16 protein-coding genes are annotated in these 12375 nt (G+C 73.7%); 13 read left to right on the forward strand and 3 right to left on the reverse strand.

Annotation, left to right across the window (positions count from 1 at the left end; translation table 11 throughout):
- Positions 1-18 precede the first annotated feature (18 nt).
- The 8 genes from DFJ68_RS00975 (at position 19) to DFJ68_RS01010 (ending at position 5916) form a co-directional block, all read left to right on the forward strand.
- Positions 19-516, forward strand: coding sequence for a heme-binding beta-barrel domain-containing protein (locus DFJ68_RS00975; protein ID WP_121034946.1), 498 nt, complete (start codon positions 19-21; stop codon positions 514-516).
- Positions 517-610: 94 nt separating this feature from the next.
- On the forward strand, positions 611-1642 hold the full coding sequence (gene ygfZ / locus DFJ68_RS00980; protein ID WP_121034947.1) for a CAF17-like 4Fe-4S cluster assembly/insertion protein YgfZ: 1032 nt from the start codon (positions 611-613) through the stop codon (positions 1640-1642).
- 220 nt (positions 1643-1862) lie between these two features.
- Positions 1863-2276: a helix-turn-helix domain-containing protein gene (locus DFJ68_RS00985; protein WP_121030287.1), complete on the forward strand. Its 414-nt coding sequence runs from the start codon at positions 1863-1865 to the stop codon at positions 2274-2276.
- A gap of 1 nt (position 2277) precedes the next feature.
- Positions 2278-3423, forward strand: a complete 1146-nt coding sequence (locus DFJ68_RS00990) for a hypothetical protein (protein ID WP_211333242.1) — start codon at positions 2278-2280, stop codon at positions 3421-3423.
- A gap of 206 nt (positions 3424-3629) precedes the next feature.
- Positions 3630-4571: an asparaginase gene (locus DFJ68_RS00995; RefSeq protein WP_245963743.1), complete on the forward strand. Its 942-nt coding sequence runs from the start codon at positions 3630-3632 to the stop codon at positions 4569-4571.
- A 7-nt stretch (positions 4572-4578) separates the two neighbouring features.
- Positions 4579-5004, forward strand: a complete 426-nt coding sequence (dtd, locus tag DFJ68_RS01000) for a D-aminoacyl-tRNA deacylase (RefSeq protein WP_121030292.1) — start codon at positions 4579-4581, stop codon at positions 5002-5004.
- Positions 5005-5033: 29 nt separating this feature from the next.
- Positions 5034-5348: a DUF2516 family protein gene (locus tag DFJ68_RS01005; RefSeq protein ID WP_121030294.1), complete on the forward strand. Its 315-nt coding sequence runs from the start codon at positions 5034-5036 to the stop codon at positions 5346-5348.
- 88 nt (positions 5349-5436) lie between these two features.
- Entirely contained in the window at positions 5437-5916 is a 480-nt protein-coding gene (locus DFJ68_RS01010) for a phosphomannose isomerase type II C-terminal cupin domain (RefSeq protein ID WP_121030296.1), read from the forward strand.
- A gap of 133 nt (positions 5917-6049) precedes the next feature.
- On the opposite strand, the gene DFJ68_RS01015 is transcribed toward DFJ68_RS01010, so the two are convergent.
- Both DFJ68_RS01015 and DFJ68_RS01020 read right to left on the reverse strand, forming a co-directional pair.
- Positions 6050-7036, reverse strand: a complete 987-nt coding sequence (locus DFJ68_RS01015) for an MEDS domain-containing protein (RefSeq protein ID WP_121030298.1) — start codon at positions 7034-7036, stop codon at positions 6050-6052.
- Positions 7037-7119: 83 nt separating this feature from the next.
- On the reverse strand, positions 7120-7920 hold the full coding sequence (locus DFJ68_RS01020; RefSeq protein ID WP_121030300.1) for a class I SAM-dependent methyltransferase: 801 nt from the start codon (positions 7918-7920) through the stop codon (positions 7120-7122).
- A gap of 112 nt (positions 7921-8032) precedes the next feature.
- On the opposite strand from DFJ68_RS01020, the gene mshA reads away from it, so the two are divergent.
- The 5 genes from mshA (at position 8033) to DFJ68_RS01045 (ending at position 11332) form a co-directional block, all read left to right on the forward strand.
- Positions 8033-9340, forward strand: coding sequence for a D-inositol-3-phosphate glycosyltransferase (gene mshA / locus DFJ68_RS01025; RefSeq protein WP_121030302.1), 1308 nt, complete (start codon positions 8033-8035; stop codon positions 9338-9340).
- The gene (locus DFJ68_RS01030) at positions 9337-9849 is read left to right on the forward strand and encodes a YbjN domain-containing protein (RefSeq protein WP_121030304.1); all 513 of its coding nucleotides are present in this window, start codon (positions 9337-9339) and stop codon (positions 9847-9849) included. The genes mshA and DFJ68_RS01030 overlap by 4 nt, the downstream gene beginning before the upstream one ends.
- Before the next feature lie 104 nt (positions 9850-9953).
- Positions 9954-10184, forward strand: a complete 231-nt coding sequence (locus DFJ68_RS01035; RefSeq protein WP_121034948.1) for a ribbon-helix-helix domain-containing protein — start codon at positions 9954-9956, stop codon at positions 10182-10184.
- Entirely contained in the window at positions 10171-10518 is a 348-nt protein-coding gene (locus DFJ68_RS01040; protein WP_121030306.1) for a type II toxin-antitoxin system PemK/MazF family toxin, read from the forward strand. Before DFJ68_RS01035 ends, DFJ68_RS01040 begins: the two co-directional genes overlap by 14 nt.
- A gap of 70 nt (positions 10519-10588) precedes the next feature.
- On the forward strand, positions 10589-11332 hold the full coding sequence (locus DFJ68_RS01045) for a phosphoglyceromutase (protein ID WP_121030308.1): 744 nt from the start codon (positions 10589-10591) through the stop codon (positions 11330-11332).
- Positions 11333-11474: 142 nt separating this feature from the next.
- Here the strand turns inward: DFJ68_RS01045 and phoU are convergent, their stop codons facing one another.
- On the reverse strand, positions 11475-12191 hold the full coding sequence (gene phoU, locus DFJ68_RS01050; protein WP_245963370.1) for a phosphate signaling complex protein PhoU: 717 nt from the start codon (positions 12189-12191) through the stop codon (positions 11475-11477).
- Between the last annotated feature and the right edge of the window lie 184 nt (positions 12192-12375).

Genomic DNA, 12375 nt, shown 5'->3' on the forward strand with positions numbered 1-12375 from the left:
TCAGGCTACGATCGCGCCATGTTCACCCTCGACCAGGACATCCCCGAGCCGCTGCGCCCGTTGGCGTGGCTGATCGGACGCTGGGAGGGGGCCGGGCTCGTCGGCTACCCGGGCGTCGAGGAGGCGCAGTTCGGGCAGGCGGTCGACGTCACGCACGACGGCCGCGACTTCCTGCAGTGGGAGAGCCGCTCGTGGTACCTCGACCCGGAGACGGGCGAGCGCACGAAGCCGTTCGCGGTCGAGTCGGGCTTCTGGCGACCGCTGCCCGGCGGTGAGGTCGAGCTGCTGCTCGCGCACCCCACCGGCGTGCTCGAGCTCTACTACGGACCGGTCGAGCCCGCCCGCGTGCAGCTCAAGACCGACGGGGTGCTCCGCTCGCCGACGGCGGGGGAGTACAACGCGGCGACCCGCATGTACGGGCTCGTCGAGTCGCAGCTGTTCTGGGCGCTCGACGTCGCCGCCGGGGGGCACGAGCTGCAGAACCACAGCTCGGCCCGCCTCAAGCGCGTCGAGTGACGCGCCGATGAGCAGCGACCAGCAACCGACGGTCGAGCCTGCCCCCAACGAGGCCGGACGGAATGAGGCCGGCGCCGCGGACGTTGCCTCCGACATGAGCGACACCGTGGTGACCTCCCGCAGCCCCCTGCTCGACCGCCCCCGTGCGGTGGCCGGCGACGGGCTCGAGGCGTCGGTCGCCGTCCACTACGGCGACCCCGGACGCGAGCAGCGCCTCCTCGAGGAGGGTCTGGCCGTCGTCGACCTCGGCAACCGCGACGTCGTCACGGTGACCGGCCAGGACCGTCTCACCTGGCTGCACAGCCTCACCACGCAGCACCTGCTCGGGCTGGCCCCGCGCGAGTCGCGCGAGGCGCTCATCCTCACCCCCAAGGGCCACGTCGAGCACTCCCTGCACCTCGTCGACGACGGCACGACGACGTGGATCACGACCGAGCCGGGTGCCGGGCAGGCGCTGGCCGACTGGCTCGATCGGATGCGCTTCATGCTGCGCGTCGAGGTCTCGCTCGTCACCGACGACTGGGCCGTGCTCGGCGAGCCCCACGCGAGCGAGTCGGTCGAGGGCGAGCCCCTCGCCTGGCGCGACCCGTGGCCCGACCTCGTCGGCGACACCACGGCGTACGGCCCGACCGAGAACCACCCCGGCACCGACCGCGCCTGGCGGGAGGTCATCGTGCCCCGGTCCGGTCTCGAGGCGGCGGTCGGCGACCGCCCGCTCGCCGGTCTCTGGGCCGCCGAGGCGCTGCGCGTCGCCGCCTGGCGCCCGCGGCTGGGCCACGAGAGCGACCACCGCACGATCGTCCACGAGGTCGACTGGCTGCGCACCGCGGTGCACCTGCACAAGGGCTGCTACCGCGGGCAGGAGACGGTCGCGCGCGTGCACAACCTCGGCCGCCCGCCCCGTCGGCTCGTCTTCCTCCACGTCGACGGGTCGGGTCACGTCCTGCCCGCCGACGGCGCCCCGGTCTCCGTCGGCGAGAAGGTCGTCGGGCACGTCACGTCGATCGCCCGCCACCACGTCGACGGACCGATCGCGCTCGCGCTCGTCAAGCGCAACATCGACCCGACCCTCGAGCTGCTCGTCGACGGGGTCAGCGCGGCGCAGACGGTCATCGTCGCCCCCTGACCGACCACCCGGCATCCTCACCCGGCGAACATCCCGTCGAGAGGGCGCTCGGCCACCGTCGAGTGGTCACCCCTGCCCACTCGACGGTGACCACGCGTCCTCTCGATGGTGCCTTGGCGTCCTCTCGACGGGGTCCATGCGCCCTCTCGACGGGTGACGTGGTGAGCGTCACGCTGTCTCTAGTTTGCACTTTGCTTGCTCGAGTTAGCACAATGGGGAGGTGAGCAAGCTGCCGTTGCCCGATCTCGGGCACTACCTGCGAGAGCAGCGCGAGAGCGCCCAGCTCTCGCTGCGGCAGCTTGCGGACATGGCGGGCATCTCCAACCCCTACCTGTCGCAGATCGAGCGGGGCCTCAAGCGGCCCAGCGCCGAGATCCTGCAGCAGATCGCGAAGGGGCTGCAGGTCTCCGCGGAGTCGCTCTACGTCAGGGCCGGCATCCTCGACGAGCGGGACGACACCGTCGTCCCTGCCGCCGCCCCCGACGTCCTCACCGCCATCGCCGCAGACCCGGGCCTCACGGACCGTCAGCGCGGGGTGCTCGTCGAGATCTACCAGTCGTTCGTCGGCGCGGATGCCGGCACCGCACGTCACGTCGCCCCCACCGGTGCGACGACGCCAACCAAGGAGAGCTGACATGGCGATCACGAAGAAGATCAGCAAGGCGATCAAGGACGCCCAGAAACAGGCCGAGGCCGCCGTGGCCGAGGTGCGCGGCACCGTCGAGGGCAAGCTGCCCGAGGTCGACGTCGACCCCACCCCCTTCTACGCCGTCGTCGGCGCCGCGAACATCGCGGTCGACAGCCTGCGCACGGCCGGTGAGCAGCTCGAGGTCGCCCGCGAGCAGGCGCGCACCGTCGACCTGCGCAAGGGTGCGAAGAAGGAGGCCCAGGAGATCCGCCGCGACCTCAAGAAGGCCATCTCCGAGGTGCAGGCCCGCACCGCCGAGCTGCAGCGCCTCGCCACCCGCTACGCCGACCGCTTCGTCCACCAGGCCCAGGAGGTGCCGGCCCAGGTGCTCAACCAGGGCCTCGTCGCCGCCGCCAACGCCAAGGACCAGTACGACGCCGCCGCCGCCCGCGGCGAGAAGGTCGTGACCGACCTGCGCGGCACGAGCGAGCGCACCGCCGTCGAGCTCGCCGAGCGCTCGAGCGCCGCCGTCACGCGCGGCCGCCGCGTCGCCGGCACCGCCGTGACCGAGGGTGAGAAGGTCGCCCGCCGCGTCGCCAAGGTCGTGGGCGACGACGCCGACAAGATCGCCGCCCAGGTCGAGAAGTCGGCCGACGCCATCGAGGCCGCCGCCGAGCCTGTGGCCCCGCGCCGCACCGCGTCGACGCGCGCCGCCCTGCGCCGCAGCTCGGCCCGCAAGTCGGCCGCGACCCGCAAGGCCAACGAGGTCGAGGCCACGACGACCCGCAAGGTCGCCGCCCGTACCTCGGCCGCGGACCGCACGCCCGCCGAGAAGGCGCCGGCCAAGGCCGCCGCCACGACGAAGGCCGCCGCGAAGAAGGCCACCAAGGCCGCCTCCTCGGCGACGAAGAAGACGACCGCCACCGCCCGCAAGGCGGCCGGCACCACCGCCGACGCCGCCAAGAGCGCCACCTCGACCTCGTCGACGACGGCCAAGCGCGCCACCCGTCCCGCGAAGAAGAGCACGACGAAGTCCGCGAGCAAGACCGCGAGCAAGACGGCGAGCAAGACGGCGAGCAAGACGGCCGCGTCGACCGGCTCGACGGCGAGCGGCACGAGCGGCTCGAACGACTCGGCCTCCACCACCAGCTGAGCCCACCACCCGACGGGGCCGGCACCGACCACGGTGCCGGCCCCGTCGCGCTGCCCGGGCCCGCGACCACTCGTCGGGGCGGGCATACTCGGGCCGTGCCCGACACCAGCCCCGATCCGACGACCCGCACGACGACCGACACGACGACCGACAAGACGACCGGCGCCACCCCCGACGTCTCGCCCGCCCTCACCGATGCGCCCGTCGTGCTGCACGTCGTGCGCGGCGGCTTCGTCGAGTCGGTGCACCGTGGCGCCGCCGTCGTCACCGGCCCCGACGGGCAGGTCGAGCTCGCTGTCGGCGACCCGTCCGGACCGGTCTTCCCGCGGTCGTCGTCGAAGCCGCTGCAGGCCCTCGCCATGGTGCGTCACGGCCTCGACACCGACGGCGAGCTGCTCGCCATCGCCTGCGCCAGCCACTCGGGCGAGGCCTTCCACCTCGACGCCGCCCGCGCCATCCTCGCCGGGGCGGGCCTGACCGAGGCTGACCTGCAGAACACCCCCGACCACCCCTACGACGAGACGGCCCGCACGACGTGGATCGGCGCGGGCTCGCCGAAGCAGTCGATCGCCCAGAACTGCTCGGGCAAGCACGCCTCGATGCTCGCCACCTGTGTCGTCAACGGCTGGGACACCGCCACCTACCGCGACCCGGAGCACCCGCTGCAGCGCGTCGTCACCGACACGGTGGCCGAGCTGACCGGCGGGGCCGCTCCGGTCGCCATCGCGGTCGACGGGTGCGGCGCCCCCATCCACGCCGTACCCCTCACCGGGCTCGCCCTCGCCTTCGGCCGTCTCGCGGCCGCCACCGACGGGCCCGAGCGACGCGTCGCGAACGCGATGTCACGGCATCCGGAGTACGTCGGCGGAACCCGCCGCGACGTCACCGCGACCCTGCGCGGCATCGAGAGGTGCGTCGCCAAGGACGGCGCCGAGTCGGTCTACGCCCTCGGCCTGCCCGACGGGCGCGGTGTCGCGGTCAAGGTCGCCGACGGGAGCCCCCGCGGCGCGTCCGTGCTGCTCGCCGCCGTCCTGCGCCGCATCGGGGTCGGCGGTGGTACCGCGGACGACGCCCTCGCCGCCCTCGAGAACAAGCCCGTGCTCGGCCACGGCGAGCCCGTCGGGGCCGTCGTCGCCGCGCTGCCCTGACGCCGCCGTGCGGGCCGTCCTGCAGCGGGTCACGCACGCGCGCGTCGAGGTCGACGGGGAGGTCGTCGGCGAGGTCACGCGGCCCGGCATCCTCGCCCTCGTCGGCGTCACCCACGACGACGGCGCCGAGAACGTCGAGCGCCTCGCCCGCAAGATCGCGCAGCTGCGCATCCTGCGTGACGAGCAGAGCGTGACGGATGCCGGTGCGCCCGTCCTCGTCGTCAGCCAGTTCACGCTCCACGCCGACACCCGCAAGGGGCGGCGGCCGTCGTGGAGTGCCGCGGCACCGGGCGAGGTGGCCGAGCCGCTCGTCGACGCCCTCGTCGACGCGCTGCGGACCAGGGGGCTCGAGGTGGCGACCGGCCGCTTCGGCGCCATGATGAGCGTCACGCTCGAGAACGACGGCCCGTTCACCCTCGTCGTCGACGGCTGAACCTCGGCGCCTCCGGTTAGGCTGGTCACATGCAGTTGTACTACGGGTTCCAGAGCGCCGTCCTCATGGTGCTCGGCGTCGCCGCCGTCGCCTGCGAGCTGTTCGCCTTCGTCGACGCGCTGCGTCACCCCGAGGGGGCCTACGCGGCGGCCGGCAAGCGAACCCGCACCTTCTGGCTGCTGCTGACCGGCATCGGCCTGCTGCTCGGCATTGTCACCGTCTTCAACCCGCTCAACCTCTTCGCGCTGCTCGGCTTCGTCGCCGCGGCGGTGTACCTCGCCGACGTGCGTCCCGCCCTCCGGCAGGTGCGCGGCATCGGCAAGCGTCGCAACGACGGCTGGTGAGCCGCCGGGTCCCGGCCGCTTGCGCGATCTCGTCACGGACCCGGACGCGGTAGGGCACACTATGACGCTCAGACACGATGGGGGACCCATGACGAACCAGCACTCGGCCGACCAGGCCGGTGTCACCGCTCAGACGCTCGAGCACACCGCCGGCGACGAGCACCAGCACGACGCGGCGCCCAGCCACTCGCTCGACGAGTACGACACGGGTGACCGCAACCCGACCCACGACATCTTCGTGGCCGAGCGCCCGTGGGGCGACTTCCAGCAGTTCGTGTCGAACGAGCAGGTGACGGTCAAGATCATCACCGTCGAGCCGGGCCACCGCCTGTCGCTGCAGAAGCACGACCACCGTGGCGAGATGTGGCAGGTGCTCGACGTCCCGATCGACATCACCGTCGACGAGCGCGCCTGGACGGCGCAGGCCGGCGAGACGATCTGGGTGCCGCGCGGCTCGACCCACCGCATGGGCAACTCCGGCGAGCGCGCCGGTCGCCTTCTCGAGGTGGCCTTCGGGCACTTCGACGAGGACGACATCGAGCGCCTCGAGGACGACTACGTGCGCTGAGCGCCCTGAGCAACGGGGCGGCGTGAGCCGCCCACCCCGCAGGACCTCGACAGGCCCCCGGCAGCACGCCGGGGGCCTCTCGCGTGCCCCGGGGGCGCGGGTGCCCTGACCGCGCCGGATGCCGTCGGCCGGCTCAGACGAGGTCGATCTCCGCCCAGACGACCTTGCCTCCGGCCAGAGGCGAGGCGCCCCAGCGGCTGGCCAGGGCGTCGATGATGGCGACCCCGCGGCCGCTCTCACCGTCGGAGGTGGGCGGGGCGAGGCGCACCTCGTCGTCCGAGCCGTCCTCGATCGCGATGCGCAGGTGCCGACGCCCCGCCGCGACGGTGACCCGGAACGGAGCGCCACCCGAGTGCACGAACGCGTTCGTGGCGAGCTCGGAGGCGAGCAGCGTGGCGTCGGGGGCGGCCCGCCGGTACGGCGTCCCGTCGAGGGTCGTCGCGACGAGCCGCCGCACCCCGGCGACGGCCTGCGGCACCGGCAGGAACACCTCGGTCCGCTCGGCCACCACGCCGACGCCTCGCGTGCTCGTGACGCCCCCGATGCCGAGGTCGGGCCGGCTCTCTGGGGCCTCGACCCGCGTGTGGCCCCGGCACGTCTGCCTCAGGTGGTCGAGGTCGGCGGCGTCGAAGTCGGCCAGAGCGTAGACGCACCTCAGGTCGAGTGGCACCTCGGCAGCGGCCTCTGCACACAGTGCCTCGAGGTCGAGGCACTCCTGCACCGCACCCTGCCGCCAGAGCACGGCCGACGGCTCTCCGACGACGAGCACCCCCGGCACCTCGTGCCCGGCCCGGCGCGCAGCCGCCCGGTCCGGCCCGAGCAGGGCGTCGACGGTGGCGTGGAACGGCTCGCGGGCGACCCGCCCCTCCGGGCCACCGCGCAGTGACGCGATGACGGCGTCGGCGGTGCGGGCGACGTACTCGCGGCCCGGTGCCACCCCGTGGTCCTCGAGGGCCCGCGCCACCGCATCCAGGTGCTGGTCGGTGAGCAGCACGACCACGTGCCGGCCCCCGCGCACCCCGTCCAGCACCCAGGGCACCACCGTGCCCACCAGCTCGCTGTCGTGCCGGTAGAACCTCACCCCGTGGCCGCGTGACGCGACCAGGTCGCCGTGCGACATGCGGCGAGCGTACGCCGACGGATGCCGACGACGGGGCCTTGCGACCCGCCCACCTCGCGCGCGGGGCGAGGGCGCACCCCGCGTCAGGCGGGTGCCGGCGCCACCGCGTCCCAGCGGACCGTGAGCTCGCCGAGGCGCCAGCGGGCCGGCCCGTCGACGACGGGCCACCGGCGGGCGACCTCCTCGGCGGTGGCGACGAACCGCTGTCGGGCGCCGAACGACGATGCCGGCGCCTGCCGCTCCCACGCGCGGTCGAGGTCTCCGAGGTACGCGTGGACGCGCTCGCCCGGCACGTTGCGGTGGATGAGCGACTTCGGCAGCCGCTCCGCGACGTCGGAGGGTCGGCCGAGGCCGGCGAGCCGCCACGACAGGGTGAGGGTGAGCGGGCCCGACCGGTCGACCGCCACCCACGCCGCCCGGCGCCCCAGCTCGTCGCACGTGCCGTCGACCAGCAGCCCGTCGTCGGTCAGCCGGTCCTGCACCCGCGCCCACGCGCCGGCCACCTCGTCCTCCGGGTACTGGCGCAGGACGTTGAAGGCGCGCACCACCGTCGCGCGCTCGCCCCCGTCCAGCGGCACCTCGAACCCGCCGATGCGGAAGGCGAGGTTCTCGCGGGCGAGCGGGAGGGCGGCATCCACCCTGACGGGGTCGATCTCGACGCCGACGACGCGCACGTCGGGCCGCACCCGGCTCAGGCGGTCGTGCAGCTCGACGGCGGTGACGGGGGAGGCGCCGTAGCCGAGGTCGACGACGACGGGCGGCGTCGCCGACGAGCGCAGCCGCCACGCCTGGGGACCGGCCAGCCAGCGGTCGCAGCGCCTCAGCCGGTTCGGGTTCGTCGTACCGCGCGTGATGCTGCCCACGGGGCGGTCGCGGCGGGACACGGGGGCAGCCTACGCACCCGTCCCCACCTCGGGTGTGCCCGCGCGGACGCGACGGAACACGCCCGGGACCAGTGTGGTTGAGTCGGACGGACGGCCGAGCAGGAGGTGGGCGATGGCAGGGGCGGGCGACCCGAGACGGGTGGCGATGGTCAGCGTGCACACGTCGCCGCTCGAGCAGCCGGGCACCGGCGACGCGGGCGGCCTCAACGTCTACGTCGCCGAGACGGCCCGCGAGCTCGCGGCCCGCGGTGTCGAGGTCGACGTCTTCACCCGCCGCACGAGCGGCGACGTGCCCGTGACGGTCGAGCTCGTGCCCGGCGTCACGGTGCGTCACGTGACGGCCGGGCCCTACGAGGGGCTCTCGAAGAACGACCTGCCCGGGCAGCTGTGTGCCTTCTCGGCCGGCACGATGCACGCCGGGCTCGCCGTGCCCGAGGACCACTACGACGTCGTCCACTCCCACTACTGGCTGTCGGGCCAGGTGGGCTGGCTCGTGGCCGACCGGTGGCGGGTCGCGCTCGTGCACACGATGCACACGATGGCGCGGGTCAAGAACCGGCTGCTCGCCGAGGGTGACACCCCCGAGCCGCGCGGTCGCGAGATCGGTGAGGCGCAGGTCGTCGAGGCGGCCGACCGGCTCGTGGCCAACACCGACGACGAGGCGCGCGACCTCGTCGAGCTCTACGGCGCGGACCCCGCCGCCGTCAGCGTCGTGCCGCCGGGCGTCGACCTCACGACGTTCCGCCCCGGTGACCGCACCGCGGCCCGCCGGGCGGTCGGGGTGCCCGACGACGACGAGCTGCTGCTCTTCGTCGGGCGCATCCAGCCGCTCAAGGCCCCCGACGTCCTGCTGCGGGCGGCGCACGAGATCGTGCGCCGCGACCCGTCGCGCGGGGCGCGCCTGCGGGTGGCCGTGCTCGGGGGGCCGAGCGGCAGCGGCCTCGACCGGCCGACCGAGCTCGTCGACCTCGCCCGCGGCCTCGGCATCGCCGACCTCGTCCACTTCGTGCCGCCGGTCGGCCGGGCCGAGCTGGCGCAGTGGTACCGCGCGGCCGACCTCGTCGTCGTGCCGAGCCGCAGCGAGTCGTTCGGACTCGTCGCCGTCGAGGCCCTGGCCTGCGGGACCCCTGTGGTCGCCGCCGACGTCGGGGGGCTGCCCACCGCCGTCGGGGATGCCGGGGTGCTCGTCCGCGGGCACGACCCGGCCGTATGGGCGCGCTCCCTCGACGACCTCCTCGCCGACGACACCCGGCGGGAGACGTTGTCCCGCAACGCGATCGAGCACGCCTCCCGCTTCGGCTGGGGCGCCACGACCGACCGGCTGCTCTCGGTCTACCGCGACGCGATGGCCCGGTACGCGGCCGGCCTGCGGGGAGGGCCGTCGGCGCTCGCCGACGCCGGCACGGGGAGCCGGCCGTGACGGCATCCGGCGGCGGTGCGGTGGCCGAGGCGGGGGCGCGGCTGGCGGCCTACGCGGCCGAGGTCGGCATCGGGTGCGAGCTCGGCGGGCGCCCGGGGGAGTACGTCGTCACGCTGCCCGGCGAGAAGAAGCTGCGCACCGTCGTGTCGGTGCTCGTGCGCGAGCGCACGACGAGCCTCAGCGCGTTCGTCATCCGCAACCCCGACGAGAACCACGAGGCGTTCTACCGGGCGCTGCTGCGAAAGAACCTGCGGCTTCAGGGGATCGCGTACGCGGTCGACCCCGACGGCGACGTCTACGTTCGCGGCGAGCTGCCCACGTCGGCCGTCGACGAGGAGCACCTCGACCGCGTCTTCGGCGTCGTGCTCGCCGCGAGCGACGCCGCCTTCAACGAGCTGCTCGCGCTCGGCTTCCTCGGCTCGATGCGCCGCGAGTGGGCCTGGCGGGTCTCGCGCGGCGAGTCGACGGCCAACCTCGAGGCGTTCCGGCACCTGCTGTCCGACGACTGAGTGACACGCGACCCCACCCGTGACGGCTTCGAGGTCGCCGGCCTACGGGGTCATGGTGGCATCGCGGTAGCATCATGTGGTCATACCCAGGTAGCATGGGTGACATGAAGCTGAGCATCAGCCTGTCCGACGACGACGTCGCCGCGCTGGACCGGTACGCCCAGGCGGCCGGGGTCCCCTCGAGATCGGCGGCCATCCAGCGCGCGATCCGTCTGCTCCACGACCCCCAGATCGAGGACGCGTACGCGGCCGCGTGGGACGAGTGGCAGGAGTCGGGTGACGCGGCCTCGTGGGAGGTCACCACGGCGGACGGGCTCGCCGATGCTGCGCGGTGAGATCCGTCTGACCGACCTCGACCCCGCACGGGCGGGCGAGGCGAACAAGCGCCGTCCTGCGGTCGTCGTGAGCAACGACCGTGCCAACGCCAGCGCACTCAGGCTCGGTCGCGGCGTGGTGACGATCGTGCCGGTCACGAGCAACGTGACCCGGGTGTACCCGTTCCAGGTCCTGCTGACCGCCGAGGAGTCCGGACTGCGCGTCGAGTCGAAGGCGCAGGCCGAGCAGGTCCGTTCCGTGTCCGTGGAGCGCATGGGCCCGGTGGTCGGCCGGGTCCCCGCCCACCGGATGGCACTGCTCGACGACGCCCTCCGCCTCCACCTCCAGCTGTAGGGGCCGGCATCCCGGGCGGGGTCGACAAACCGCGCGGTCGCGCCCGACACCGCGTCGCTAGGCTGGCGGCATGACCTACACGCTCGTGCTCCTCCGCCACGGCGAGAGCGAATGGAACGCCAAGAACCTGTTCACCGGGTGGGTCGACGTCGACCTCACCGACAAGGGCAGGGCCGAGGGCGCCCGCGCCGGTCAGCAGCTCAAGGACGCCGGCATCCTGCCCGACATCGTGCACACGTCCCTGCTGCGGCGGGCGATCTCGACGGCGAACCTCTCGCTCGACGCGGCCGACCGGCACTGGATCCCCGTCAAGCGCGACTGGCGCCTCAACGAGCGGCACTACGGCGCGCTGCAGGGCAAGGACAAGAAGCAGACGCTCGAGACGTACGGCGAGCAGCAGTTCATGGAGTGGCGCCGCTCGTACGACACCCCGCCGCCGGTCATCGACGAGGGCGACGAGTTCTCGCAGGCCGGTGACCCGCGCTACGACGGCCTCGGCGACGCGATGCCCGGCACCGAGTGCCTCAAGGACGTCGTCAAGCGGATGATGCCCTACTGGGAGAACGACATCCAGCAGGACCTCCGCGACGGCCTCACCGTGCTCGTCGCGGCCCACGGCAACTCGCTGCGCGCCCTCGTCAAGACGCTCGACGGCATCTCCGACGACGACATCGCGGGCCTCAACATCCCGACGGGCATGCCCCTCGTGTACGAGCTCGACGACGACTTCGCGCCGACCAACCCGGGTGGCCGCTACCTCGACCCGGAGGCCGCCAGGGCCGCCGCCGATGCGGTCGCCAACCAGGGTCGCTGACGCCGTCGGCGCGAACGCACGAGAGGGCCGGTCCGCGGGTGCGGACCGGCCCTCTCGTCGTACCGGTGGGGCGAGGATGCCGGGGGGCGGAGGCGGGTGCGCCCGTGGCCTCTCGACGGGGGCGCAGCGCCCTCTCGACGGGTCAGCCGACGCGGCGGGCGAGGCCGGGCAGGTCGTCCGCCCCGCGCTCGTCCTCCTCGTCCTCACGGTCGAGGGCGCCGTCGTACTCGCCGGTGACGAGGTAGACGACGCGGCGGGCCACCGAGACGGCGTGGTCGGCGAAGCGCTCGTAGTAGCGGCCGATGAGGGTCAGGTCGAGCAGCTCGTTGCGGGTCCACGACGTGTTCTCGTCGAGCAGCGCGGCGAACAGCTGGCGGTGCAGCTCGTCCATCGCGTCGTCGTCCTTGTCGAGGGCGACCGCGGCGACGACGTCCTTGCTCGCGATGATCGAGCCGCACTTGGCCACGATGGCCTCGGCGACCTGGCCCATCTGCACGATGTGCGCGCGCAGCTGCGGCGGCACGGCCGAGTCGGGGGTGCGCAGCCGGGCGACCTTGGCGACGTGGCGGGCGAGGTCGCCCATCCGCTCGAGGTCCGAGCTCATGTGCATCGCCGTGACGACGATGCGCAGGTCGGTGGCGACGGGCTGCTGGCGGGCGAGCAGGTCGATCGAGCGGTTGTCGAGCTCGACGCGGATCTCGTCGAGCTTGCGGTCGGCCTCGATGACCGACTCGGCGAGGTGCACGTCGGCGTCGAGCAGGGCGGTCGTGGCCCGCGAGATGGCCGAGCCCGCCAGCCGGGTCAGCTCGACGAGCTGGTCGGAGATCTGGTCGAGGTCCTCGTGGAACTGGTCGCGCATGGTCTTCCTGTCTGGGGGGCCGGGCGCCTCGCGCACCGGGGACGGTGCGACGGTGACCGCCGGGCGGCGGTCAGGTGGCGAACGAGCGTGCGATCACGGGTGGGTCCGGGGCGTCATGGCCGAACGACAGCCCGAGGCTCGCAGGGTGGTGTGAATGGTCGGGGACCGCGAGGTGAACACTCGG

Origin of the sequence: Terracoccus luteus (assembly GCF_003635045.1) — a bacterium.
Taxonomy (GTDB): domain Bacteria; phylum Actinomycetota; class Actinomycetes; order Actinomycetales; family Dermatophilaceae; genus Terracoccus; species Terracoccus luteus.